We start from the raw sequence: 24,722 nt of genomic DNA, 5'->3' as shown, positions 1-24,722 counted from the left end.
TGAGTGTAAGGGAGCCCTTGCACTTGACGCTTCACGTTTCACGCTTCACGAGGTGGGATGATGGGACGACCAAAGATTACGGTAGTGGGTGCGGGGAATGTCGGCGGGACGGTCGCGCAGCGGCTGGCGGAGAAGAATGCCTACGATGTCGTGCTGGTCGACATTGTACCGGGCATCCCACAGGGGAAGGCCTTGGATATTACTCAGGCCGGGCCGGTGTGTGGGTACAGTACCCGCGTCGTCGGTACGAATGGGTATGACGAGACCGCCGGGTCCTCTATTGCCGTGATCACGTCGGGAATTCCCAGGAAGCCGGGCATGAGTCGGGATGAGCTCCTGGCGACGAATGCCAAAATCGTGAAGACGGTGGTGCGGGAACTGGTCTCGCGTTCGCCGAATATCATCCTGATTCTGGTGACGAATCCGCTGGATGCCATGGTGCATGTGGCGCGACAGGTCAGTGGCCTGCCGAAATCGCGGGTGCTCGGGATGGCGGGTGTTCTGGACACGGCGCGTTTGCGGTCGTTCGTTGCCGAGGAATTGCACGTGCCGGGCACGGATGTGCAGGCGATGGTGTTGGGTGGGCACGGGGATACGATGGTGCCGCTGGTCCGGCAAACGACGGTGGCCGGCAAGCCGATTACGGACCGGTTGGCTCCGGAACGGCTGGCAGCCTTGATTAAGCGCACGCAGGACGGCGGGGCCGAAATCGTGGGCCTGCTCAAGACCGGCAGCGCGTTTTATGCGCCGTCCGCCTCTGCCGTGGACATGGTCGAGGCAATCATGAACGACCAGAAGCGCGTCCTGCCCTGCGCCATGCTCTGTGAGGGAGAATACGGACTGAAGGATGTCATCGTCGGGGTCCCCGTCACGTTGGGACGTAATGGAGGTGAATCCATCGTTGAGTATGATCTGACCACTGAGGAACGCACTGCATTACAGGCATCTGCGGACGCTGTGCGGGACCTCTGTGGGGTCGTCGATCGCCTGCTGACTGCGTAACAGGCCGATTTTGAAGGATGTGTGACGCAGGTTGCTTGACAAGGCTCAATGGCCTGCAGTAGAGAACGTGGTTGGCAGTAAACCGTTACAGTTGGGGGGCGTATGAAATTCTTGGAGGATCCGTATCAGACATTGGGCGCAGGATTAGCGCTTTCTGTCGGATTGATAGTCGTCTATCTGGGTATGGCTGGAGTGGGCGCTGGTGAGGCCGATTGGTTCGGTCTGATCGTGCGCTGGATCCATTTCCTGGCCGGTATCACCTGGATCGGGCTGTTGTACTTTTTTAACCTGATCAATGCCGGCTTTCTCAAGAGCCTGGATGGGCCGACGAAGAACATCGTCATTCCCAAGTTGATGCCGGCCGCGCTGAATTGGTTCCGCCATGGCGCGACGGTGACCGTCCTCGCGGGGGTCGTGCTCTACGGCTACCTCTATTCAAAAGGTGGAACGGGGGCGCTTGCACTGGGAATCGGCGGTCTTCTGGGTATCATCATGATGGGGAACGTGCATGGGATCATCTGGCCCAATCAGAAGAAGATCATTGCAGCGGCGGCCGCCGCTGCCCAAGGGACGCCTGCTCCGCCGGAGATGGCTCAGTGGGGCAAAACGGCCTTGATTGCGTCGCGCATCAACTTCCTGCTGTCTATTCCCATGTTGTTCTTCATGGGGGCGGGGAGCCATTTGAAGTAACTAGGCTGGTCAGCAGAATCATGGGGATTGGTCGTTCGAGAAGGATGGCCAGTCCCCTTTTTCTTGCGCTGGTCGGCGCCAGGAACCGTGATCGAATGTCGGCGAGTCTTTGGACTGATTCCTTGTAGGTCTATCAGCCCTAACTGATTGAGATTCAGGCCTAATCAGGCGAACTTGGCTTGACGGCCCCCGGAGAGCAGCCGTATAGTACATTCCTGCTAACCTGGGGGTGCTACCCCCGAAAGGGAACAACGTGACCCTACCTCAACCAAGGGTATTGCAGAAGTTTGAAGGCGCTCCCTGGGAAATCGATCCCTACCTCAAAACCGGTGGGTATGAAGCCTGGCGGAAGTGTCTGAAAGAGCTGACCCCTAACGACATCGTCGGCGAAATTAAGAAGGCTGGGTTGCGTGGGCGTGGCGGCGCCGGCTTTCCGACTGGAATCAAGTGGGACAAGGTGCTCAACCACCGGGTGCAGGAGCGCTACTTCGTGTGCAACGCCGGTGAACACGAACCGGGGACCTTTAAAGACCGCCACCTCCTTAAGCATATCCCGCATCAACTGATCGAGGGCTGTCTGATTGCCTCGCGAACGGTGAATGCCAAAGCGTCGTACATTTACGTCAACCACGAATATGCGGAAGAAGAGGCGAATCTGCGGAAAGCCATCGCCCAAGCCCGCGAGCGTGGTCTATTGGGGAAGAACATCCTCGGGACAGGCGTGGATCTCGACCTCGAAGTTTATTCTGGTCATGGTAGTTATGTGGCCGGTGAAGAGACGGCCATGTTGGAATCGATGCAGGGACGTCCGGCCATGCCGCGTCAAAAGCCGCCGTTCTATCCCACCGATTTCGGGTTGTACGGGAAGCCGACTCTGGTGAACAACGTTGAGACGCTGTGTAACATTCCCCAGATTCTTAAGAATGGCGCCGCGTGGTTTACTCAGGTGGGGACGGAGAAGTGTCCCGGAACCATGCTTTTCTCGCTCAGCGGATCAGTGAATCGGCCCGGCGTGTATGAAATGCCGATGGGGGTCACGATCAGAGACCTCATCGAGACGTGCGGCGGAGGTGTCCCCAATGGACGCAAGATCAAGGCCGTATTTCCGGGCGGGCCTGCGTTCTCCATGGTCACGGCGGATCAACTCGATCTACCGATGGATTTTGATTCGCTGAAAAAAGCCGGCACTGGCCTCGGTTCCGCCGGGACAATTGTCATCGATGATGCTACCTGCATGGTGGCAGCGACCCTCAAGTATTCGAATTTCTTCAAGGGTGAAAGTTGCGGCCAATGCCCTCCGTGCCGGATGGGCACGATCAATCTGGCGACATTGATGGACAAGATTGAGCGCGGAGAGGGGAGCCAGAAGGACCTCGAATCATTGCTGCAGCTGTGCGGATTTGTGAAGGGCACGGGGTATTGCACCCTTATTACCGGTGCCGCCGTCCTGGTTCAAAGCAGTCTTCGATTGTTCCAGCATGAATTCGAAGAGCATATTCGTCTGCAACGCTGTCCCTTTCAGCCGGCCCGGACTGGGGCCGGTGCGAACGCCTAGAGGAACTACCGGATGCCGCGTGTGAGTTTTCTTCATCCCCAGGGCCGGAGCGGTGAGGTGGAGTCAAATCTGACTCTCTTGGAAGCGGCCAAAACACTTGGGTTTGAACTCAATCACGATTGCGGCGGAAATGCGTCCTGCACCACGTGCCGCGTGGAAGTGCAGACGGGTGGCGACAATCTGTCGGAGATTGACTTCGACGAACAAGACCTGTTGGATCGTGAAGCCTTGTCGGAGCCGTGGCATCGGCTCGGTTGTCAGGCAAGGGTGTTAGGGGATGTGGTGGTGCGTGTGCCGGAAACTAAGTGGGTGCAACCCACATCAGCCTCATCAGGCGAAGTTGAGAAAAGAGGGGCAGGACTTCCGTAAGCTTCAGTGAGATGGTAAAGTAATGAAACGTGCTGAACCGGTAGACCAGAAGGAGGACCAACGATGGTGACGATTACGCAATTGGCCGAGCAGAAGATAAAAGAACTCATGACCGAGGAAAAAGATGTGGTCGGTCTGCGGATTTATGTTCGCGGCGGAGGATGCCACGGGTATCAGTACGGCATGGCCTTCGAATCCAAAATGGCCGACGATGATACGGTCATTGAAAAAGGTGACGTGAAGGTCATCATGGACTCGCAAAGCGCACCGCTGCTCCAGGGCGCGGAAGTCGATTATGTCGACAGCTTGCAGGGATCCGGTTTCTCGATCAAGAACCCGCAAGCCAAGACGACCTGCGGATGCGGCAGTTCTTTCAGTGCATAAGACCTTTCCGGTTGTGATGCAACCGGGACGTTGAGTGAAGTAACAGGCCGGGAGTGGCTCCCCATCTAGTGGGAAGTCCTCCCGGCTTGTTCGTTCTATCAATCTTGGTGGAGTGTGGTTCCAATGTCTCAGGCGACGATCACGCGGCGCTATCGGTTCTGTGCCGCGCATCGACTGCATACGGATCAGCTGTCGGCCGAGGACAATCGGGTGACGTTCGGCAAGTGTAACAATCCGAACGGGCATGGGCACAATTATGTGGTATTCGTGTCCGTCCGGGGCGATATCCACCCGGTGTCGCACCAGGTGGTTGACGTGCCACAGCTCGATGCGGTTGTCGCGCAGACTGTGGTGGAGCGTTTCGATCATCAGGATTTAAATCTGGATCCGGAGTTCTCAACCCAGACCACGACCGGAGAGAATCTGGTGTTGCTGATTTGGGACCTGCTGGTGGACAAGCTTCCTGCGGGTCGATTGGTGAAGGTCGGTGTGATTGAAACGCGTGATAACTACTTCGAGTATTCCGGCTCTGCGGAGGGCAGGCAGAGAGAAGAGGGAGTGAGGCATGGCTAAAGTGGTTTCTGGGTCTCGCGCCAGACGATCGCGTGTCGCTGCGACGCCGACCGACCAAGACCCGATCGAAGGGCTGATGACGAACCTCTTGCTGGAATTGGGAGAGGACCCTGACCGCAACGGCCTCCTCAATACACCGAAGCGGGTCGCGAAGGCCATGCGATTTATGACTCAGGGCTATCGACAGGATATCGATCATTTGCTCAATGGGGCTCTGTTCCCGATTGAGTATGATGAAATGGTGATTGTGAAGGATATTGATTTCTTCAGCATGTGCGAACATCACCTGCTGCCGTTTTTCGGGAAGTGTCACGTGGGATATCTGCCCAACAAAAAAGTCGTGGGGTTGAGCAAAATTCCGCGGGTTGTGGATGCGTTCAGTCGTCGATTGCAGGTGCAGGAACGGCTGACGCTTCAGATTGCGGAGACGCTGAAAAAAAAGCTCAATGCGCATGGGGTGGCGGTCGTGATGGAAGCACGCCATCTGTGCATGATGATGCGGGGCGTCGAAAAACAAAACACGGTCGCCGTGAGCAGTTCCATGTTGGGCGTGTTCCGCACCCAGCAGCAGACCCGCGAAGAGTTCTTGAAGTTGATTCGTGGCAGCAGTGTGCGAGACGGAAACTAATCGCTCGCCGCCCGTAGCTCCTCGACGAAGTTCCTCACCAGATCGTTAAACACATCAGGTTGCTCAAGATTGCTCAAGTGCCCGGCGGCAGGGATCACGGCCAGCCGGGCACCGGGGATTTCCGTCGTCATCACGTGCGCGTCGGCGAGGGGTGTTGTGTGGTCTTCCTGGCCGACGACCACGAGGGTTGGACAGGTGAGGGTACGGAGGTGGGCAACCGAATCAGGTCGATCCGCCATGGCCATCAGATCGACGAGGACGCCGCTGACCGGAGTCTGTCGGATCGTCTGTCGAACGTATTCAGCCAGTTGCGGGTTCTGTCGCAGGGATGTGGCTCCAAGTAGTTTCGGGAGCATGATATCCGCCACAGCGTCGGTTCCCTGTTTGTAGGCTGTTTGTGCCAGATTGAGACGCCCCGTGCGCCCTTCCGGGCTATCCGCCTGTGCGCGAGTATCCGCCAGCACCAATCCCATCATGCGGTTCCCGTATGTTCGGGAGAAGGCTAAGCTGACATAGCCTCCCATCGATAACCCTACGAGAACCGCTTGCGGAATGGCGAGGTGGTCGAGGAGCGCGCAGACATCATCAGCATAGTGATCGAGCGAAAAATTCCACAGCGGAGCATCCGATTCACCGTGTCCGCGCAGATCGACGGCGATGGTCCTGAATTGCCGGGACAGCGCGGTCACCTGCGGTGACCACATTGAGCGATTGAGCGGGAAGGCATGGAGGAGGACGAGAGGAAGTCCTGCCCCGTGGTCATCGTAGGCCAATCGAATTCCATTGGTGTCGAAAAACATCCGTAGGTCCTTTGTGAAAGTCAGAAAGTCCGATGGCTGGGTGGTACCATTGCCGCGCGTGGGAATCAAGGGGATGGTCGCTTGGTGAGCTGGCCATGGTTTGCCATGGTTCCATCACGACGGATAGAATGTAGAGCAATACGGAAAGAGAGCACGACGATGCCCCTTCATGATTCCACAGGCGATCTTTTCGCGCCGGCTCAGGCGGCGGCCCGTCCGGGGAAGGTGCCGCTGGCCGAGCGCATGCGTCCCCGAAGCTTTGACGATCTCGTCGGGCAGGATGAGGTGGTGGGGCCTGGACGCCCGCTCCGAACGGCCATTGAGCGGGATCAACTCGCCTCGGTTATTTTCTGGGGACCGCCGGGTTGCGGGAAAACCACGTTAGCCGGGCTGGTTGCGCAGCACACTCAATCCCAGTTCGTGCCGTTTTCAGCTGTCACCGGCGGGATTCCCGAGTTGCGTGAGATTATTAAGGCTGCGGAGCATCGACGGGCAATGGGTCGGGCGACCACGCTGTTTGTCGACGAAATTCACCGGTTCAATAAAGCTCAGCAGGACGCCTTTTTGCCGCATGTCGAACGGGGGACGGTGGTGCTCATCGGCGCGACCACAGAAAATCCTTCTTTCGAATTAATCGCGCCCTTGCTCTCTCGCTCCATCGTCGTGGTGCTGAAGCCGCTGGCAGAGGAGTCGCTCGGTTCTATCCTGGACCGTGCAGTGGCCGATACGGAGCGGGGGCTCGGATCGCTTCGGATCACGTTGCTCCCTGCTGCTCGTGAGCGATTGATTGCCTTCGGCAACGGGGATGCGAGAAGTCTGTTGACGACGTTGGAGTTTGTCGCCGGCCAGGCGCCTGTCGGGCCGGATGGATCGCGGACCATCGATGAACAGGTGTTGGAGTCTGCGCTGCTCAAAAAGGCGCTTCGTTACGACAAGTCGGGCGAGGAGCATTACAACTTGGTGTCGGCGTATATCAAGAGTCTGCGCGACTCCGATCCGGACGGCGCCCTCTATTGGCTGGCGCGTATGTTGGAAGGCGGGGAAAATCCGAGATTCATCGCCCGACGGATGGTCATTTTTGCGTCAGAGGATATCGGCAACGCCGATCCGATGGCCCTGGTGATGGCCAATGCGGTGGCGCAGGCGGTGGAATTCGTGGGGCTACCAGAGGCTCAGATCAACTTGGCGCACGGGACGACGTATCTTGCCTCCAGGCCCAAGGATAATGCCTCCTATGTGGGCCTGCAGGAGGCGGTGCGGGATGCGCGCCAACATGGCAATCTCGGGGTGCCGTTGCATCTGCGCAACGCCGTGACATCACTGATGAAAGACATCGGCTACGGGAAGGGGTATCGGTATGTGCATGACGATCCGGCGGCCAAGACCGATCAGAATCACCTTCCGGATCCGCTTCGCGGGACGCGCTATTACCGCCCCAGAACCTCGTGATTTGGTGAAGAAAGGGGCTGGACAAAACTGGACAGATGGTTATACTTAGAGCTGAGGATATCATGGCACGTCAATTGAGTTCAGCGGAGAGTGTGAGCGAACGCCGGAAGTACATTCGGGCGACGCTCGTCGGGTCGGCCCTGGTGTCGCCGCAAAGCGGCGCCAAGGGTTTTACGGCAGTGCTGAACAATGTCAACAAGATCGGTGCCGGCCTTCATTCCAAAGGGACCCTGCCCATCGGGGCAAAGATTACGGTGTCGCTGGCGTTCTTGGACCCGGATCGCGTGGAGCAACAAGAGAAGTTGAATGCCACGGTGGCCTGGGCCAAACCGTGGGAAAAGGGGATGTTGCTGGGGGTGGTGTGGGATGACCTGGTGACGAAAGAGAAGAACCGCTGGTTATACTACTATCTGGAAGAGACGCTGAAGTCGACCGATTAACCGATTGCCGTCAGTTTGTTCCGCACGTCCTGCAATTCATCGGACAACGATTCCCAGCGCGCCGTGAGTCGCTCCAGTTCCTTTTTCCATCCTTCCTGCTCGCGCTGCAATTCGCTCCATCGGTCGTGTTCTTGGTAGAGGGCCGGGTCGGCCAGTTCCAGCTCACGCGCTTTCACTTTGGTTTCCATCGAGGCGATCTCGGACTCTGCACGCGATACCTGCTTTTCAAGACGCGCCTGTGATTTGCTCAGATCCCGTCGTTCCCCACCCTGAGATTTCTGCTGCACCTGCGAAGCCATGGCCTTCGTGGGGCCGTCTGATTTGCCTGCTTGGGCGGCGGCGAGTTCTGCGCTGGATTCCTTGATCGATTCGAACTCCTGCGCTTTCTTCCACAAGAAGTACTCATAATCGCCGAGATAATTCTTCGCCTGGCCTTCATCCACTTCAACGATCAGCGTCGCGACACGGGTCAGAAACGTCGGATCGTGGGAGATGAAAATGATCGTCCCCGGAAAGTCCGTCAGGGCGTCGGTCAGCATGTCCACGGAAGCCGGGTCCAGGTGATTGGTCGGTTCGTCGAGCAGCAGGGTGTTCGCCGGCTCCACCAGCATACGGGCGAGGGCCACGCGATTGCGCTCGCCGCCGCTGAGGGCTTTGATCGGCTTTTTCTGGTCATCACCGGAGAACAAGAAGGCGCCGGCAATGCCGCGCAAAAAGTTGGTTTCGGCCTGCGCGGAGACCTCGGCCAGTGATTCCAGGATCGTGTCGTCCGGATCCAAAGACTCCGCCTGGTGTTGGGCAAAATAGTGAAGCGTGACGCCGTGCCCGACCTGACGCGTGCCCTTTTCAAACGGCAGCACGCCCGCCAATATTTTCAGTAGGGTGCTTTTCCCGGCGCCATTCTCACCTACCAGCGCGATCCGTTGGCCCCGTTCCACGGTGAAGTCCAGCGAACGGTAAATGATCTTTTCGCCATAACTCTTCGCGACGCCGTTGAGTTCCAGCACATGCCGCCCACTGGCCGACGGAAGAGGAAATTTAAAGCGCACGCGTTTGGTATCGCGTTGCCGCTCAATCAACTTCACCTTATCCAGTTGCTTGATGCGCGACTGCACCTGCTTGGCTTTATTGGCCTGATAGCGAAAACGATCGATGAAGTTCTGGACGCGAGCCACTTCTTTGCTTTGCCGGTTGGCGGCGGACTCGATCTGGGCGTCACGGGCCGCTCGGAGTTCCTGGAACTTCGTATAGTTGCCGCGGTATTCCTGAATGGTGCGATCGCGGAGTTCCCAGATATGCGTGGCGATGCCGTCGAGGAACTTGGTGTCGTGCGAGATGACGAGCAGTGTGAGATTGGAGTCGAGAAGAAACCGTTCGAACCAGCGTTGGGTCGGCTTGTCCAGGTGGTTGGTCGGCTCGTCGAGCATCAGCACGTCGGGGTTCGACAGCAGCAGGTGCGCGAGGGCCACACGCATACGGTATCCGCCGGAGAGATTTTCAATCGGCCGCAAAAAATCGGTCTCCGAAAAACCCAGGCCGGCGAGGATTCGTTCGGCTTCGTGTTCCGGATACAGATCGCGGTGCGTGGCATCCAACACGGTTTTTCCGACGATGGTTTCGAGTTCCTGCGGGAGGTAGCCGACACGCAGTCGCGGGCGCTTGCGGATGGTGCCTTTATCGGGAGATTCCTCGCCTAGAATCATCCGGAAGAGCGTGGTCTTGCCCGCGCCGTTGGGGCCCACGAGGCCGACACGGGCGCCGGGACGCAAGTGCGCCGTGGCGCCTTCGAGCAGAACTTTAGTGGCAAATTGTTTATGGACAGATTCAAGCTGGAGCATGGATCAGTACGACTCGGTGTAAGGGGTGAAACGTTCGGTGAGGTACCCGCTGCGGAGTGTCAGCGCCGGTGTGTCTATCGGCGGACGGCTCAGAGTATGACGTGTAGAGTTCGGATATCCCCGCACACATTCGAAGCGTTGGTCGGACAAGCTGTATTTGGTGGAGCTGGCCGGGATTGAACCGGCGACCTCGTGAATGCCATTCACGCGCGCTCCCAACTGCGCCACAGCCCCACGCAAGCTTGTATGTACATGTGCACAGGCACGGGAAAACGTCACAACGTGCAGACGTAACTCTGCAATCTAGCATGGGTGGTTTTTGTCAGTCAAGAAAAGGTGTGAGAAGGTGGGGAGCCCATGCGCCTTCTTGCTCGCAGATCGCGCACGATCAGAATGTGCTCGCTCGATGCGCGCAGTGAAAGCCACATGGGATTCCGCCTAGGGGGCGAGAGCAGTGAAGGCAAGAAGGGTGCAGAGGGCGGAGGGGGCCACACCTATGGGAGAGCTATAGAAGACGCCCCGTTGGCCGCGCGGAAATAGCGGGGTGGCGGCGTTGTCCTGAGAAGCTTCCTGAAAACCTTGCTTGACAAACCGTGAAGCGAATCCTACCATGATGCCCTTCCGGCTCTGATCAGTACGAGGTCAGGGCTTTTTTTTCGAGTTCAGCAAGGGCAGAAGGAGCAGAGGCAGCGAACAATGGCGAATCTCGTCATCATCGGCTCCCAATGGGGCGACGAAGGTAAAGGGAAGATTGTCGACATCCTCGCGAAGGATGCCGATATGGTCGTGCGGTATCAGGGTGGATCCAACGCCGGCCATACGGTCATCAATAAGCGGGATACGTTTATTTTCCATCTCATCCCCTCCGGCATCCTCTATCGCGGCACCCGCTGCCTGATCGGCAATGGCGTCGTGGTCGATCCCGGGGCGTTGATAGAAGAAATGGATCATCTGCAGGGGCAGGGCGTGAAGATCGGAAAGAACTTTGCGGTCAGCGACCGGGCCCATCTCATCCTGCCGTATCACAAGGCCATCGATAAAGCGTCTGAACAGTCGAAGGGGGTTCGTCGGATCGGCACCACGGGGCGCGGAATCGGGCCCTCGTATGGCGACAAAATGGCGCGGATCGGCATTCGCATGGGCGATTTGCTGAATCCCCCGCTGTTTAAGCAGAAGCTGGAAGAGAATCTCGTCGATATCAATTGGCTGCTCGAGCAGCTGCACAAAGTCGACTGTTTTGAATTGGAAAAGGTCTACCAGCAGTACATGGGGTATGCCGACCGTTTGAAGAGCTACATCATTGATACGGCGTTGGTCGTGAATAAAGCCGTCGATGCCGGCAAGACCGTGTTATTCGAAGGCGCCCAGGGTACGCACTTAGACGTCGATTTCGGCACCTATCCCTATGTCACCTCGTCGAGTTCATCGGCCGGCGGCGCCTGCACCGGAACCGGAGTGGGGCCGACAAAAATCGATGCCGTGATGGGCATCACCAAGGCCTATACCACCCGTGTCGGCAGCGGGCCGTTCCCGACCGAATTGACCGACGAAGTGGGCGGCTGGCTGCAGGAGCGTGGAAAAGAATTTGGCGCCACCACCGGGCGGGCTCGCCGCTGCGGCTGGTTCGATAGTGTGGTGGTCCGTCATGCCACGCGCGTGAACGGACTCTCCTCGTTGGCTGTGACGAAACTGGATGTATTGGACGGCTGCAAAGAACTAAAAGTCTGTACGGGCTATCGGGTGAACGGGAAAATCCACCGAGAGATGCCGTCGGACCTGCTGGCGTTGACGAATTGTGAGCCGGTGTATGAGCGGGTACGTGGCTGGAGTGCTCCCACCACCGGCGTCACGACCTACAAGAACTTGCCCGCGGAAGCGAAGCGGTACCTCACCAGGATCGAGGAACTGGTTGAGTGCCGGATCGATATGATCTCCACCGGCTCTCGGCGCGATGAAACCATCATCCTTAACAATCCGCTCAAGGCGAGTCGCCGTGTGCGTCCGCAACGTTCGCGGTAGAGGACTGATTGTCCGTGGAACGCAGCACTCGCCGTAGCGAACCATCACGTGTCAGTGGTATGATCCCCCTCCGTCACGCCCCACGCGCGACGATGTGCCGTCATTGTGTTTGGGAGAGTCGGTAGCTCAGCTGGTAGAGCATCGCCCTTTTAAGGCGAGGGTCCTGGGTTCGAATCCCAGCCGACTCACCATACAAATCAATAGTTTCTGCAGTTCCACCCACCCCCGCCTTAGTCTCATAGGACAATCCATAGGACAACGGATAGGATTTTTCGAGTCCTTCCACGGCTAATCTCAGCTTTCGATCCCACTCCGGACCGCCATGGGAATAGTTCGCCGTCATGCCGGGCATGCGATGGCCAAGGAGCGCTTGCCGGACTTCGTAATCCACGCCGATGCGCTGGAGGCGGGTTGCAAACGTATGCCGAAGGTCGTGAAAGTGTAGATCGTGAATCCCGACTCTGCGACAGGTTTCACTCCAGTATTCCTTAAACGCTCGCTGGTGAGTCCAACGGCGGAAGACCCGGCCATCGGCAAGAGACGGGATCTCAGCGCTTAAGGCAAGCATCGCCGTGCGATTGAGAGGTACTTCTTGCGGGGTTCCCTTGATCCGGCTTGCGGCTGGCGGGAGACACAACCAATATCCATCCTCTCGCTTCTTGACCCACGAGCGTTCGATCTCCAGAATTTTCCCTTCTCGCAGGCCAACCGAGACGGCTACCTGAATAATCCGCCAGAGTTCTTGTCGGCATTCGAGCTTAGTGGGATCGTTCTCTCGCATCTTGCTGACGAGAGACAGCTCCTCTGGTTCTGCGATTCTGGTCCGTTTTTCCGCATCAGGCAGTTCGACATGCTTCAGCGGGTTTCTGTCCAATTTCTCGTAACGCACGGCGACATTGAGAATCCGGTTAAGGACTTGCCATTCACGACGGACGGTGCCGGCCGTCGCTCCTTCGTCCAGCCGAGCCTTCACAAACCGGAGCCCATCCTCCGGTTTGAGCGAAGATAGCGGCTGATGTCCAAAGCGATGATTGCAGGATAAGTCGTTTCTGACGCAGGCATGGCAGGACAGGATGTGGTTTTCGAGAATGCCCTCAGGTCGCGTGCGATCGATACGTTTCTTGACTTCGAAGGCCTGCCAATACAGCGGGAGGACATCGCGGAGAGTCATCAGCGAACGCGGCTTCTCGACCTCTTGCGTTTGAATTTTGTGAATGAGCTCGATGGCGCACTGCTGTGCTTGATCAGGTGAGAGGTCATAGCCCAGCAAGGGGCGATACCGCTGACCCTTCCACCGAAAATAGAGGTCAAAGGCGATTCCTTTGGCCGTGCGTCGCTTGGTAATCGTATACGCCATGGTCATCCCCGATATTTTGGATTCCGATGGTAAACAGTGGCGTGGGCGCTGTCCAGTGGGAAAACCGGCTCGGGAGACGCCGCCGACAGAGCTTCCCCGTCACCACTTTTCAACCACGCGATCAACTCGTCTTTAAGAAATCTGACTTCCCGTGATCCTGGCATGCGATGTCTCGGAATATCCTTCCGCTGATACAGCGTGGATTTTGACACGCGCAGGTAAATTGCCGCTTCGGCCAGGGTCATGATTTCCAACGTCGTGCTGACTTGCTGTTCCTGATTCATTCTTTTCCCGCTCTCACTGAAACGCCTCTGTGTCGTCCGGCTTGGGTCGAAGACTGAGCCCCCATCGGGTGCAGCCCGTGGCCGGGGAGCAGCGGGACAGGCCTTCCCGGTCCCCTCCGTCCCGGTCTCCGCCCCTCCAGGCCGCCCGCTGCGAGAGCCCCGTGCCGCCTCCTTCGTTACGCCCCACCCTTGGTTGGTGAAGGGTGGGGCTAGAACATAATTCAGAAGGAGGCGGACATGTCCGTTGACAGTACTCTCGGTTCCTCGAACGGTGGGCGGCCACTGAGTCCGGTTCGGAAATACGGTGTCCATCGGTATCGCGTCACGCTGGTCCGTGAGGGCCGTGCCCTTCCGGCTGCGGAATCGGTCCACACATCGGAAGGCGCGGCGGCCATTCTCCGGCCCTTGTTCGCCGGATTGGACCGAGAGCAATTTCTGATCTGTGGGCTGGATGCGAAGAATGGTCTGATCGGCATCAATGTCGTGTCCACTGGTTCGCTGAATCTCACCATCGTCCATCCGCGTGAGGTCTTCAAGCCGCTCATCCTCATGAATGCCTGTGCTTGGCTCTGTGCCCACAATCACCCCTCTGGGGATATCACACCGAGCCCCGAAGATCGCGTCTTGACCAAACGGCTGCGCGAAGCTGGCGAACTGTTCGGCATCACCCTCCTCGACCATCTGATTCTCACCGAGGAACGCTACTACAGCTTTTCTGACCAAGGCTGGCCCGGTGCTTAGCGGAGCAACCGCAACACCCAGGCAGCTCCCGCCGCCACGAGGGCGAGTCCAATCGCGGCCGTGCCCCAGGCGACGAGATCGACAGCCAGCGCATTGCCGATGGTTTGAATTTGTGACGCCGTCATGCTGCCTCCTCGTTGTCATCGCTCTCAGCCTGTTCATTCTTTGGATGAAAAAAGGAGGCAGGCTGCTGCCAGCCTGCCTCGATGGGCTATCCCTCAGCCCACAATCGCGCGCACGCGCTTAAAGGCGTAGATCGCCAACGCCACGCCAATCAAGGCCGTGGCCCACAAGAGCAGATCGGCCCGCACCGTGGCCACATCCGCCGACACCGGAAACAACTGCGCAAACGACAGGTCCGGGACACCCACGGCGAACACGAACGCCATGAGCAGACCCCCGAGTCCTTTGACCCAACCCCATCCCTTCATACGGCACCTCCTTGTGCTATCTGGTGGTTCCGTCCACCCACGCCGCCGGAACACTCGCCGACGGTCGAGCGCCTCAGTGACTTTGAGGCAGAATCAGTTTAATGATCAGGCCCACGGCAAAACCGCCAAGCCAGAAAATCGCCGTGAAGTAGGTCATCGCCTCAATCGCCGGCAGGTCCATAGAACACTCCTTCGCCGATGAGCCGCATCGAGCCATCCTCATAGACTTCCGACACGGACACTCCATACCGACCGGTAATCTGGGCGGCCGTCAGGATCTCGCCGCTGTCCAAGAGATACCGCCAGCCTTGACGATCCTTGCTCATTCCTGCGCCGCCAAGGATACGAACGGGTCGCTTAGGAATTTGCGGGCTCGCTGCCGATGGGACAGACGCACCAAACGGAGTGAGGAGACTGCCCGACGCCGGCACGGATGGAGGCGGAGGGAAGCTCGAAGCGCCACTCACGCCAATTGCCGCCATTCCTTTGGTGCTGCTCAGTGACGACCAGGGCCGCCAGACCATGAGACCGATCGCGAACAGTCCCGCCGCAATACCGATGGCCACCCGTGCCGACTTGAAGACCGTATGGCTGCGTTTCTCTTCCCGAATCGCCGCCGACGCATAACTCGAATAGTAGGCATAGATCGCCGGTGAGTAGGTCCCGACAAAGGCCCGGATCACGTCGTGGTCTTCCGGGTTCCCGCGCACCTTGCCCTGATATTTTTTCGACATGCCGACGAACGCCAGTTTGCGAAACTTCACCGTCGCTTCAATCAATCGCGTGACACCTTGGGACATCTGCCGGAAATCCTGGCTCATGAGCAGAATATCCACGCCGTAATGGCGATGGGTTTCCAGCCAACGCAGGAGCCCCGGTTCGACCTTCTGCATGGACCGAAAGACGGTCTGCGCTTCGTCGATAATGACGGCTGATCCCGGCTCGACATGTTGGAAGGCTTGCAGCACCTCGACAGAGTCCTTCCAGATCGTGATCTGCTGTTCGAGGGTTTGGAGGTCGATGCCGGTGAACAGAGACAACCGATCCAGGTAAATCCCATCCACCGCGATATAGAGTCGTCGGCCTTGTTTGACCCAGGGCAGAACCTTCTCGCAGATCGCGTGATAGGACTTGCCCGAGCCTGGCACCCCTTCATACAGTTCAATCATCGAAGACTCCTGAGGTACACCCAGATCCACAAGGCTAAGATCACCGTCCAGGCATAGGCCCAGCCCATCACCAACTGGTTCATGAGCCCCACCGGACGAATGGGATCGTCTGTAAAATGAACCGCGTACCCATCGCGCTCGCCAGGATGGCCAGCGCTTGACTCATGCCCGTTGCGCCCAGCACCCACGCATATTGATCGGGAATCACCGGCAGGGTGAGGCCTGCTGTGCCAATGGTGGCGAGCGTGCTGTCCGCCACGGAGAGCAACGCATCCCAGATCCCCAGACCCCAATCGGTGAGCGAGAAGAAGAACTCCTCCAGCCAGCAATAGATCAAAGTCAGAATGGCCGTCATGTGGTGGTCTGGCCTCCTACAAAGATGATGCGGTAGGCGGCAATCGAAGCCGTGGCAATGACGAGCGTTCGCAGCACGGTGAAGAACCAGGCCCACTGATTAAAATCCACCTGCTGGTTGCCAAAGAAGGCCGAAGGCAGCGCAATGACCGGCAAGGTCGAGGGCCAAGTCAAAGACTTCAGGAGATTCAACGTCCCAAGCAGGCCACTCGTGCCCCAGATGGTCTGATGGGCCTGCAGGACCGTGCCGAAGGTCCTGTTCTCATGTGAGCCGACGGCACACGACGTGGTCGCCTGTGTTTCTTCCTGCTGCGTCGTGGACCCGTCGGGATTCTGCGTGGTGGTCGTCGTCGTAGTCGTCGTCTGCTGTTGCGTGGTCTGCTGGGGCGTACTGGCCGGTGGCGGCACATTATCCACCACCACGATATCCCCGGCTGGGACGGGCTTCGGCTTCACCGTTGTTGGCATCTCGCTCGGACTGACCGGTTGTGAGATCGTGTTGTCTGCCGGCTGCGTGCTCCCAGTCGTCCCGACCGGATTCGTGTGGGCGTCGATGGATTTCGGATCACTCGCCGGCAGGCCGGTCAGGTAGTTGGCCACCTGCTGCTGCGTGGGAGCGCCCAACGCATCCTGAGTCGGCGCCGTCGACCCTGGGGTGTCCTTGCGATGACAGACATAGAGACTCTGACCTCCTACTGCCGGACCATTGACGAACACGTTGCCGGGAAAATAGACGGCGGTGGCGACGCCCTGGAAGGGTCCCACCGCCCAATCATGGAAATAGGCAAAGTCCGAACTACAGAGCGGCACATCGATGGCACTGAATTGAATGCTGGCAAAGGGATAGGCCGCATTCGCAGCGGTGCTGGTGCCCAGACCGGGAAAGGTTTGGATGCCCGCATTCGTGGTCGTCACCTGCCAGCCGCCTGGCGTGGAGGCAGCGCTCTTCACGGCCGAGAGGTCGCTCTGTGAGTAATACATCTGCGCCAATACCAGGCCCGCACTGACACCCAGAGCCGCCCACCCCACCGGGCCGGCCACCATGCGAACCGCCATCGAGGCGGCCGAGGGTGCGAGGGCAGCGGTCGCCACGTGAGAGGCCAGGGCCGAGCGTTGTGCCGCCAGATAGGCAATGCGTTCAGCCTGAGCGACGACCCGCGCATACTGCGTGGTTGTCTGCCCTAAAGATTCGCCCGGTGCCAGACAAAAGGAGAGCAGGAGTCCCCAGATGAGCGTCAGATAGCTGGTGAGTGAGAGCAGCTTCATAACCGTCCGACTCCGAGACCGGTGAGGAAGGCCAGCAACAGGACCGCGACGAGAATAATCGTGAGATCCACCGGCCTTCCTCCCGCTGCCGTTACTTCAGCACGTCCAATCCAGTGAGATCGAAAAACGTGCGCCCCGTCTGTTCGAATTTCCGTACTTCGATCGACACCTTGGCCTGCTTGCCCTCGGCTTGCTTACAGACCTCAATGAGTGACATCTGATCCTCCGGAATGCCCAACCGCAGCACCCCCGGATCTTTGCCCTTCACGTAGAGATCCACCGATCGAAAGATCTTGCCCTCTTTGCTCCGTCGCTCCACATAGCCCTGCACGGCCCCCTCTGCTTTGACTTGCATCGTGACACCCTCCTGATTGTGAACAGACCCTCGGATCAGCGCGGCGCCTGACCCACACGCTCCGGCCCGCAAGCCGGATTCTCGGTAGCCATTGAAATTCGCATCGACAGCGACGACAGAAGAGAAAGAACCGCCCCTTCCGAAACTCCCCCCAGGCTCCAGGAGCCTGGCAATCTGGATCCGGACAGGCGCGGAGATACACAAAGTCATGTCCGGGGTTTGAGATGCAGCACATAGGGCGTCACCACCTTCTTGCGTTGCGTCAACAGGGCATAGTGTTTTTGGTTCCATCGTTTCGTGCCCGCATAAATCATTTCCAACAGAAACTGATCCCCGCGACAGGCCACGATCACGGCGAGCATGGGGCTCAGGGCGTTGGCGAACCAGGCGACGACATCATCCAGCCGTTGCTGCATCCGTTCGACCACCAGCCGGCAGCGCCTGAAGCCTTCGGTCAAGGCTTCCCACCAGCTCACCAAGGGCGCCCGATACTTTTCATACGATTCGGCCTCTCGCGTCGTTTCTCGAAAATCCACATAGGAGCGGAGCACCCCGACTAAGAAGGCCCGCCAGTCTTCGGCATCCAGTGTCAGTAACGCCTTGGCACAGGCCTGAGCCCGGTCCTGTTTGAATTCCATTTCCCACCGGACACCGTAGGAGGCCGCGTCTTCCCGCCCCCGACTTTGCAGTTCCAACCGCTTGTCATAGACCCGCAACATGCTTTGGCTTTCGCGACTCCCGAAATAGAGCGTCTCGCCCGTCCGGATGCCCTGGCGATGATTGGAGGCTTGGATCACCTTGAACTGTTTGGACCGGCTCACGAGCTGTCCGGCCTCCACGGCTTGTCGAACGGTATCGACTGCGACCGTGGCCTCCCGGTCATCCAGGGCCACATCAATGCGGGTGACATGGCCTTTTTGAGCGAAGATCCAGGCGAGGATCGTCTTCAGCTTAGTTTCGTCCCACTGGGAGACGATCCCCGCCGACAGATCCACATGCACTTCTTTTGGACTGCGAGGGGCACCCGTCCCCAATTTGCCGACGCCCGTCTTGCCCTGGGTCATGAGCTGGGCGACGGGATAGCCGCGAAAGCCGCTCTCACTCTGGAACCAGTCACCACCAATCAGCGTAATCACGTCCTTCACATCAGCCTTCGGGAGCGTGAAGGCGAGCCAATCGATGGTCTGCGTGAATCCTCCTGGAACGCTCATTTCTTCCCCCTTGGCTTCTGTGCGATAGACGCCCCCGTCTTACCAAGTCGGGGGCGGGTCGGCTGCGCGCGCCGTCGGCTTCCGCCGTCGGTCGCGCTGCGCTGGCCCTGCTTCTGTGTGGTGAAAGGAGACGGTCCCTGCCCGTTGCCCCGCATCGCGGCTTTCACTCGGTCGAGGTCGAAGCGCACAAACCGGCAGATGCGCTCCACCGGAATCTGACCCTTCCGGTAGGCCCGGCGGATGGACTTCACGCTGACTTGAAGTTCGAGGGCGAGTTCATCGATCGTCAACCATGTTTTCTTCATCGCGTCTCCTCTTTGGTTCAGCGCACGACGTATGAGCGGACCATACGCATCGGCGCGGAGTGGTGAAAGAGCCCGTTCGTGGACACTGGGGGACAGTAGGGGACACTGGGGGACAGGAGTTTCAGGCGAGCACGTACTGCGATTCGAAGGAACTCACGACGTATCAGGCAGCGATCCCATCATGGATATTCCGACAGTTGTCAGCGCGATGCTCGTGAGAGCCGCGCCAGATTTAGCAAAACAACGTGGCGATCAATGTAGTGCAGAACACGGAGCATGGAGCGATCTCTTCTCAATCATCAGGATCAACTACGTAGATGGACAATTCGATGGCACGTTTTTGCTAAAACGTCATGATAGGGCCGAAAAATACTGACTAGAGCCGAATGGCCTTAGCGAGAGCCTGTGTCACGTATCTGTCCGATGTCTGGATCGGAGCAGGAAGGGTCTGTTGCAAACAGAATGCGTGAAGCAGCACATCGGAACACGAACGAACGAATAGCAACCAACCATGGTGGAGACCGTTACACTGAAGTGAGGCCAAAAACGTCCCCAAAGAAGTCAAAAACGATACGCTAGAGACCATACGCGCGAGACAGATTTTCTTATGGAACGAGAGTTAGGTTCGGAAGATCCACGCTGGCGCAGAGATGGTCACGCTCCTTCTTTGTAGGTATTCCTGCGATGCCATCCTGACTGAGCGTGTTGGAGGTGTCGCAACCGTATCGTCCTCTTTCGGAAGGATCGTGATGTGATCACACCGCACGACTGGTCCAACGGCATCCTGCCAAAAGAGATGGGGGAAAGTCTTCTCTCACTTTTTCGAACACCTCCCTCCCGCAGCAGGGGTCCTGTTTCGGAGCCGTGGATACATCTGAATGTCTGCTTCAATGTGCGACAGTCTCCGTTTTATTGCCACGGCCATCTGGCAGTATTGCATCGAATAAGTTTTTCCCCTACAAGTATGCTCGTCGTGTCTCTACGTAGTCATATACGGAGGAGTCTGCGATGCTTGAAATGTTGGTGGCGCTGTATCGAGATGGTCGCTCCGTTCCAGCAGCTCCCTCTTTGAGCCAAGGCTCCGCCGTTTTTCTCCAGAAGCTTTCCTCTCAGAATCGTTCAATCGGTTCTATCGCAAGCCAGACATCAGCGACGTGGCCGTCGGCAGTGGACTTAGAGGCTCACGTGAAGCCCCCGTCCCACTCATTGGTCCGCGCGCCGTGGGAGGGCGTTCGATTCCTCCTCGTAGTGCTCACATTCGCCCTTCTCACGACCACCGCTGTCGACGCACAGGCAGACGAATCACCGCGCAGCACCCCGAATCCCGCAATACCAGTCCTAGGCGAAATCCAGGCCGCACCATCGTCTCCCTCAGAAGTCATGCCTTTGAACGACCAGAACCAGTCATCCGACAAGCCTTCCCTGACTGGCTCTGTGCTCTCCGCTGAAACGGGCAAACCGTTGAATGGAGCCCGTGTGACACTGGCAGACCAAGAAGCCAAGACCGATGCCAAGGGACGCTTTGTCTTTTCGAAGCCGCCGGTTGGCCATCAACTGGTACGAGTCGACCTCGCGTCGCTCGACTCGTATCGGACGCGCCAGAAAGACGGTTCCCCAGGTGGGCTCCTGCATGTCGATCCGGTGTTAGTAGACATTTCTCCCACAGCCGCCACGGAGCTGCTGGATCCCATCTGGGTCGTCCAGACAGATCCGGCTCTCGCTCCACTCACACCCGGGAAGAAGAGTGTCGTTCAGCCTCGTCACCTTCCGGGCGTCACGCTGGACATTCCTGAGGGCGCCACGATTCGGGGCGGAGATGGACGGCCTCGTACACAGGTCTCCATCACCGCCGTGCCGCCGGATCGGGTCCCTCGTCTCCCTGCACGTGCGGCGCCTCGTACGGTGTATCTGGTCAGCTTCGAGAGTCCCGGGGGAGGGTTCTCCAACACGCCGATTCCCTTCCTGGCGCCGAATGAATCCATGGAAGACCCCGGCACCCGCATGGAACTGTGGTACTACGAGAAGTCGCCCGCTCCCGATCCCGCCTCGCATCAGTGGAAACGAGCCGGGTACGGTAGGGTCAGTGATGACGGACGAATAATTGTTCCGGACCCAGGTGTCGGCCAACCGACGTTCTGTTATGTCTATTGGACGGCGGAAAATGTCGCCATCAGCCCACTCTGTCCGGCAGATGGTCAGTCGTGTTCGACGGCTGACCCCGTGGACGTGACCACAGGCGCCTTCACCATGCAGAAGACGGACATGGTGCTTCCGGGCCGCTTACCTGTGGTGATCAATCGAACCTATCGAAGCCAAGCAGGAGGAATTGGCCCGTTCGGCGAGGGGGGCAGTTTCAACTACCACATTCAGCTGGCCGTGGTCGGGGCGGCGCTCCGTCTCCAAATGCCCGATTTCAGCCGCTATCTGTTCTCGCAAGATCCAGATACGAAATATCGAAATGCCATGTACCCGATGTTCAAGGGTGCGGAGATCACGAAGTTTCCCAATAGCACGGCGGAGCTCAGGTGGAAAGATGGCATGGTCTACGCCTTTAATGCGGCCGGTTGGCTGGTTGAACAACGCGATCGCTACAACAATCGCATTCAGATCATTCGCGATGCCGCCAATCGGGTCACAGAAATTCGAGAACCGTCCGGCCGTGCCTTGACCTTTACGTACACCCAGGTCATCCGAGGGCATGTGTCTCCGCCATTCGATGTCATCTCGACCATTACAGACCCATTGGGCCGCACGGTGGCTTACGTGTATTACGTCGGCTCGAATGGACGCCTGTCGCGGGTGGTCGATATCGGCGGCGGAGTGACAACCTATACCTATGGCGAATACACGCAGGCCTACTACTGGAATGAAGGCATGCTCTCCATTACCGATGCTCGCGGTATTACCTACTTGCGCAATGAATATGATTTGAATGGCCGGGTGGCCAAACAGATACTCGCCAACGGCGGTGCCTATACGTTTGCCTATACATTGGCCGGTCAAACGGTGACGCAAACCAATGTCACCGATCCTAGAGGGAACGTCACCATCCATCGTATAAATGCGTCGCAATACGTGACGCAGGTCGAGCGACCGGGATCCGCGATCACCAATTACGAGCGAGACATCGGTACCAACACACTCACGGCGGTCGTCGACCCGCTGTCCAGACGGACTGAATTCACCTACGACAGCATGGGGAACGTGCTCACCATCAAGGATTCGGAGAACAACACCACGACGTTTACCTATGAATCGACGTACAACCGGCTTGCGACCATTACGGATGCGCTCAGCCCCGCCAATGTGACGACGTTTGCCTATAATGACTCGGCACGGACCACGACGATCACCGACCCCGAGGCCAAACAAACCGTCATTCAGTACAGTACCGTCGGACAGCCGACGACTATCACAGATCCCTTAACCCACGTCACCAGCTTCGCCTACGATACACAAGGCAATTTGACCACGACGACGGATGCGCTCTCCAATGTGACCACTCGACTCTACGATGCCGTGTCCCGACTTATTCTCCTTATCGATCCCAGAGGCCAACACAGTCGCTTCAGCTATGACAATCTGAACCGGGTGACGAAAATCCAGGATGGCATTGGAGGGCTCACCAGTTTGAGCTATGACAACAACGGCAATGTGCTCACCGTGACGGATGCCAAGAATCAGACGACCACCTACACGTACGATGAGATGGACCGGCTCACGGTGCGAAAGGATGCCCTGAACAGGCAGGAGACCTATCAGTATGACCGGCTGGGAAACCTGACTCAGTTCAAGGATCGAAAAAATCAGACGAGCACGTTCGTCTATGACGCGTTGAACCGCCGAACCGGCGCGACCTATCCCGGCGCCACGGCAACCTTCGGTTACGATGCGATCAATCGCCTCACGAGCGTCAGCGATTCGATCGGCGGCACGATCAACTGGACTTACGACACGGTGAGCAGCGGCCATCATCCGCGCGTACAAGAGACCACCGCACCCGGTACCGTAACCGTCGAGTACAATGAGATTGGACGACGGCTCAAACTCAGTGCAACAGGACAGCCGGAGACCAGCTACACCTATGATAAGAATTCTCGCCTGAAGACCGTCACTCAGGGGTCACAGACCGTGACCCTGACGTACGACAATGCAGGGCGAAGAACGTCCCTGACCTATCCGAATGGGGTCGTAACCAGCTACGGCTACGACAATGCCAATCGGCTACTCACGATTGGACATGTGAAGGCGCCGACGACGATTGAGGCGCTCACGTATACGTACGACAAGGGTGGAAACCGGATCACGCAATTACGACAGAATGCTGCGGCGTCGAATCTGCCAACGGCGATAGCTGCGGCCAATGTCGCCTATGATGCGGCAAACGAACTCACACGTTGGAACAGCGCCACGACGAATCTGACGTACGATGCAAATGGGAACCTCACGACCCAGACGCAAGCCGGAGTGACGACGACCTATACGTGGGATGTCAGAAACAGACTGACCGGAATCAGTCGGACCGGACTCACGGCGAGCTTCGCGTACGACGGGTTGGGACGCCGGAAGAGCAAGACCATCAACGGCACGACGACCGGATTCTGGTACGACGGCAGCGACATCTATGCCGAACTCACGGGGGCCACGCCCTCAGCGACCTACATTCGTGGACTGAGTATCGACGAGCCCTACATTCGCAAAAGCGCCAGTGATGAGTTTTATGAAACAGATGCGTTAGGAAGCTCGCTCGTGTTGACCAACTCAGCCGGGACAGCTCAGACCACGTACACGTATGAGCCTTTCGGGAACACGACCCAGACCGGGACCGCTAGCTCCAATGCATTTCAGTACACCGGACGAGAGAATGATGGCACGGGGCTCTTGTACTATCGAGCCCGATATTACAGTCCGAGGATACAGCGATTCATGGGAGAAGATCCATTTTCTGGCAATTACCTTATTCCGGAAAGTTTGAATCGGTATGCATATAGTCTGAACGATCCTGTTTCTTACGCAGATCCATCTGGACTAATTTCCCCTCAAGCTGTTGCTGCTTTAGGGGGAGCTTTATTCGGCGGCATCGGTGCTGCAAGTGGTGCCATCGCCCAAGGTATAACTCCTGGGTCTAATCCGCTCGCCTTTGCCGTGGTCACGGGAGTAGGAGTGTTGGGTGGAGCTGCCCAGGGATTTATTCTCAGTCTTGGTCCATTAGCTCCACCTTCTGCAGTTCTCGGTTCACATATTGCCGGCATTAACAATCTTGTTGCGCAGTGGATAACGGGAAGAAAAACGCTCAATTTTGGATCAGCGGTTGGCGCATTTATTGGAGGTGGTATTGGCGCTGCTTATAGAACAGCTGCTCAAGTGGCAATCCGTACTGGCCTTGGGGATGCTCTTTCAGCACCGATCGCAAATGCATTAGGTTCTGGATTAGGAAGTGCCGGCGCAGTCGGCTTACCACTCATACTGTCTACTATCGGCGGCCAAATAGGAACGCCGTAG

The 24,722-nt window shown here is 57.9% G+C and carries 25 protein-coding genes and 2 tRNA genes; 15 read left to right on the top strand and 12 right to left on the bottom strand.

What is annotated here, in order from left to right; translation table 11 throughout:
* The first annotated feature begins 57 nt into the window (after positions 1-57).
* The 7 genes from mdh (at position 58) to folE (ending at position 5,201) form a co-directional block, all read left to right on the top strand.
* A complete protein-coding gene (gene mdh, locus V9G17_06440; GenBank protein MEI2752223.1) occupies positions 58-1,002 on the top strand; it encodes a malate dehydrogenase in 945 nt (314 codons plus the stop codon).
* Positions 1,003-1,104: 102 nt separating this feature from the next.
* On the top strand, positions 1,105-1,692 hold the full coding sequence (locus V9G17_06435) for a urate hydroxylase PuuD (protein ID MEI2752222.1): 588 nt from the start codon (positions 1,105-1,107) through the stop codon (positions 1,690-1,692).
* Between the two features lie 253 nt (positions 1,693-1,945).
* Positions 1,946-3,247, top strand: coding sequence for an NADH-quinone oxidoreductase subunit NuoF (gene nuoF, locus V9G17_06430; protein MEI2752221.1), 1,302 nt, complete (start codon positions 1,946-1,948; stop codon positions 3,245-3,247).
* Between the two features lie 12 nt (positions 3,248-3,259).
* Entirely contained in the window at positions 3,260-3,616 is a 357-nt protein-coding gene (locus tag V9G17_06425; protein MEI2752220.1) for a 2Fe-2S iron-sulfur cluster-binding protein, read from the top strand.
* A 63-nt stretch (positions 3,617-3,679) separates the two neighbouring features.
* Positions 3,680-4,000 (top strand): iron-sulfur cluster insertion protein ErpA, encoded by a 321-nt coding sequence (gene erpA / locus V9G17_06420; GenBank protein MEI2752219.1) that lies wholly within the window; start codon positions 3,680-3,682, stop codon positions 3,998-4,000.
* A 123-nt stretch (positions 4,001-4,123) separates the two neighbouring features.
* Entirely contained in the window at positions 4,124-4,573 is a 450-nt protein-coding gene (locus tag V9G17_06415; GenBank protein MEI2752218.1) for a 6-carboxytetrahydropterin synthase, read from the top strand.
* Positions 4,566-5,201, top strand: coding sequence for a GTP cyclohydrolase I FolE (gene folE, locus V9G17_06410; GenBank protein ID MEI2752217.1), 636 nt, complete (start codon positions 4,566-4,568; stop codon positions 5,199-5,201). Before V9G17_06415 ends, folE begins: the two co-directional genes overlap by 8 nt.
* Here folE and V9G17_06405 read toward each other — a convergent pair.
* Positions 5,198-6,001, bottom strand: coding sequence for an alpha/beta fold hydrolase (locus tag V9G17_06405; GenBank protein MEI2752216.1), 804 nt, complete (start codon positions 5,999-6,001; stop codon positions 5,198-5,200). The genes folE and V9G17_06405 overlap by 4 nt on opposite strands.
* A gap of 159 nt (positions 6,002-6,160) precedes the next feature.
* Between V9G17_06405 and V9G17_06400 the strand changes: the two genes are divergently transcribed.
* Entirely contained in the window at positions 6,161-7,450 is a 1,290-nt protein-coding gene (locus V9G17_06400; GenBank protein MEI2752215.1) for a replication-associated recombination protein A, read from the top strand.
* A 62-nt stretch (positions 7,451-7,512) separates the two neighbouring features.
* Positions 7,513-7,890: a PilZ domain-containing protein gene (locus tag V9G17_06395; GenBank protein ID MEI2752214.1), complete on the top strand. Its 378-nt coding sequence runs from the start codon at positions 7,513-7,515 to the stop codon at positions 7,888-7,890.
* On the opposite strand, the gene V9G17_06390 is transcribed toward V9G17_06395, so the two are convergent.
* On the bottom strand, positions 7,887-9,728 hold the full coding sequence (locus V9G17_06390; protein ID MEI2752213.1) for an ABC-F family ATP-binding cassette domain-containing protein: 1,842 nt from the start codon (positions 9,726-9,728) through the stop codon (positions 7,887-7,889). The two genes, V9G17_06395 and V9G17_06390, sit on opposite strands and share 4 nt — an antisense overlap.
* A 158-nt stretch (positions 9,729-9,886) precedes the next feature.
* Positions 9,887-9,962: transfer RNA gene (locus V9G17_06385), tRNA-Ala, on the bottom strand.
* Between the two features lie 462 nt (positions 9,963-10,424).
* On the opposite strand from V9G17_06385, the gene V9G17_06380 reads away from it, so the two are divergent.
* The 3 genes from V9G17_06380 (at position 10,425) to V9G17_06370 (ending at position 12,192) form a co-directional block, all read left to right on the top strand.
* Positions 10,425-11,747 (top strand): adenylosuccinate synthase, encoded by a 1,323-nt coding sequence (locus tag V9G17_06380; protein ID MEI2752212.1) that lies wholly within the window; start codon positions 10,425-10,427, stop codon positions 11,745-11,747.
* Positions 11,748-11,862: 115 nt separating this feature from the next.
* Positions 11,863-11,938 (top strand) — tRNA-Lys (locus V9G17_06375).
* A 131-nt stretch (positions 11,939-12,069) separates the two neighbouring features.
* Entirely contained in the window at positions 12,070-12,192 is a 123-nt protein-coding gene (locus V9G17_06370) for a hypothetical protein (protein ID MEI2752211.1), read from the top strand.
* Between the two features lie 914 nt (positions 12,193-13,106).
* On the opposite strand, the gene V9G17_06365 is transcribed toward V9G17_06370, so the two are convergent.
* Positions 13,107-13,388, bottom strand: coding sequence for a helix-turn-helix domain-containing protein (locus tag V9G17_06365; protein MEI2752210.1), 282 nt, complete (start codon positions 13,386-13,388; stop codon positions 13,107-13,109).
* A gap of 237 nt (positions 13,389-13,625) precedes the next feature.
* Between V9G17_06365 and V9G17_06360 the strand changes: the two genes are divergently transcribed.
* Positions 13,626-14,129, top strand: a complete 504-nt coding sequence (locus V9G17_06360; protein MEI2752209.1) for a JAB domain-containing protein — start codon at positions 13,626-13,628, stop codon at positions 14,127-14,129.
* Here the strand turns inward: V9G17_06360 and V9G17_06355 are convergent.
* The 8 genes from V9G17_06355 to V9G17_06320 all read right to left on the bottom strand — a co-directional run bounded on the left by V9G17_06355 (position 14,126) and on the right by V9G17_06320 (position 19,220).
* Positions 14,126-14,254 carry a hypothetical protein gene (locus V9G17_06355; protein ID MEI2752208.1) on the bottom strand — a complete coding sequence of 43 codons (129 nt, stop codon included), beginning with the start codon at positions 14,252-14,254 and terminating at the stop codon, positions 14,126-14,128. The genes V9G17_06360 and V9G17_06355 overlap by 4 nt on opposite strands.
* A 93-nt stretch (positions 14,255-14,347) precedes the next feature.
* A complete protein-coding gene (locus V9G17_06350; GenBank protein ID MEI2752207.1) occupies positions 14,348-14,560 on the bottom strand; it encodes a hypothetical protein in 213 nt (70 codons plus the stop codon).
* A gap of 161 nt (positions 14,561-14,721) precedes the next feature.
* Entirely contained in the window at positions 14,722-15,729 is a 1,008-nt protein-coding gene (locus V9G17_06345) for a zonular occludens toxin domain-containing protein (protein MEI2752206.1), read from the bottom strand.
* 79 nt (positions 15,730-15,808) lie between these two features.
* Entirely contained in the window at positions 15,809-16,084 is a 276-nt protein-coding gene (locus V9G17_06340; protein MEI2752205.1) for a DUF2523 family protein, read from the bottom strand.
* Positions 16,081-17,349 carry a hypothetical protein gene (locus V9G17_06335; GenBank protein ID MEI2752204.1) on the bottom strand — a complete coding sequence of 423 codons (1,269 nt, stop codon included), beginning with the start codon at positions 17,347-17,349 and terminating at the stop codon, positions 16,081-16,083. The genes V9G17_06340 and V9G17_06335 overlap by 4 nt, the downstream gene beginning before the upstream one ends.
* Positions 17,350-17,440: 91 nt before the next feature.
* Entirely contained in the window at positions 17,441-17,704 is a 264-nt protein-coding gene (locus tag V9G17_06330) for a hypothetical protein (GenBank protein ID MEI2752203.1), read from the bottom strand.
* 206 nt (positions 17,705-17,910) lie between these two features.
* A complete protein-coding gene (locus tag V9G17_06325; GenBank protein ID MEI2752202.1) occupies positions 17,911-18,915 on the bottom strand; it encodes a replication initiation factor domain-containing protein in 1,005 nt (334 codons plus the stop codon).
* Positions 18,912-19,220 (bottom strand): helix-turn-helix domain-containing protein, encoded by a 309-nt coding sequence (locus tag V9G17_06320; protein MEI2752201.1) that lies wholly within the window; start codon positions 19,218-19,220, stop codon positions 18,912-18,914. The genes V9G17_06325 and V9G17_06320 overlap by 4 nt, the downstream gene beginning before the upstream one ends.
* Before the next feature lie 181 nt (positions 19,221-19,401).
* On the opposite strand from V9G17_06320, the gene V9G17_06315 reads away from it, so the two are divergent.
* Both V9G17_06315 and V9G17_06310 read left to right on the top strand, forming a co-directional pair.
* Positions 19,402-19,596, top strand: a complete 195-nt coding sequence (locus tag V9G17_06315; protein MEI2752200.1) for a hypothetical protein — start codon at positions 19,402-19,404, stop codon at positions 19,594-19,596.
* 632 nt (positions 19,597-20,228) lie between these two features.
* Positions 20,229-24,722, top strand: coding sequence for an RHS repeat-associated core domain-containing protein (locus tag V9G17_06310; GenBank protein MEI2752199.1), 4,494 nt, complete (start codon positions 20,229-20,231; stop codon positions 24,720-24,722).

Source organism: Nitrospira sp., from assembly GCA_037045225.1.
Classification (GTDB): domain Bacteria; phylum Nitrospirota; class Nitrospiria; order Nitrospirales; family Nitrospiraceae; genus Nitrospira_A.
This window is presented reverse-complemented; position numbering and strand designations above follow the sequence as displayed.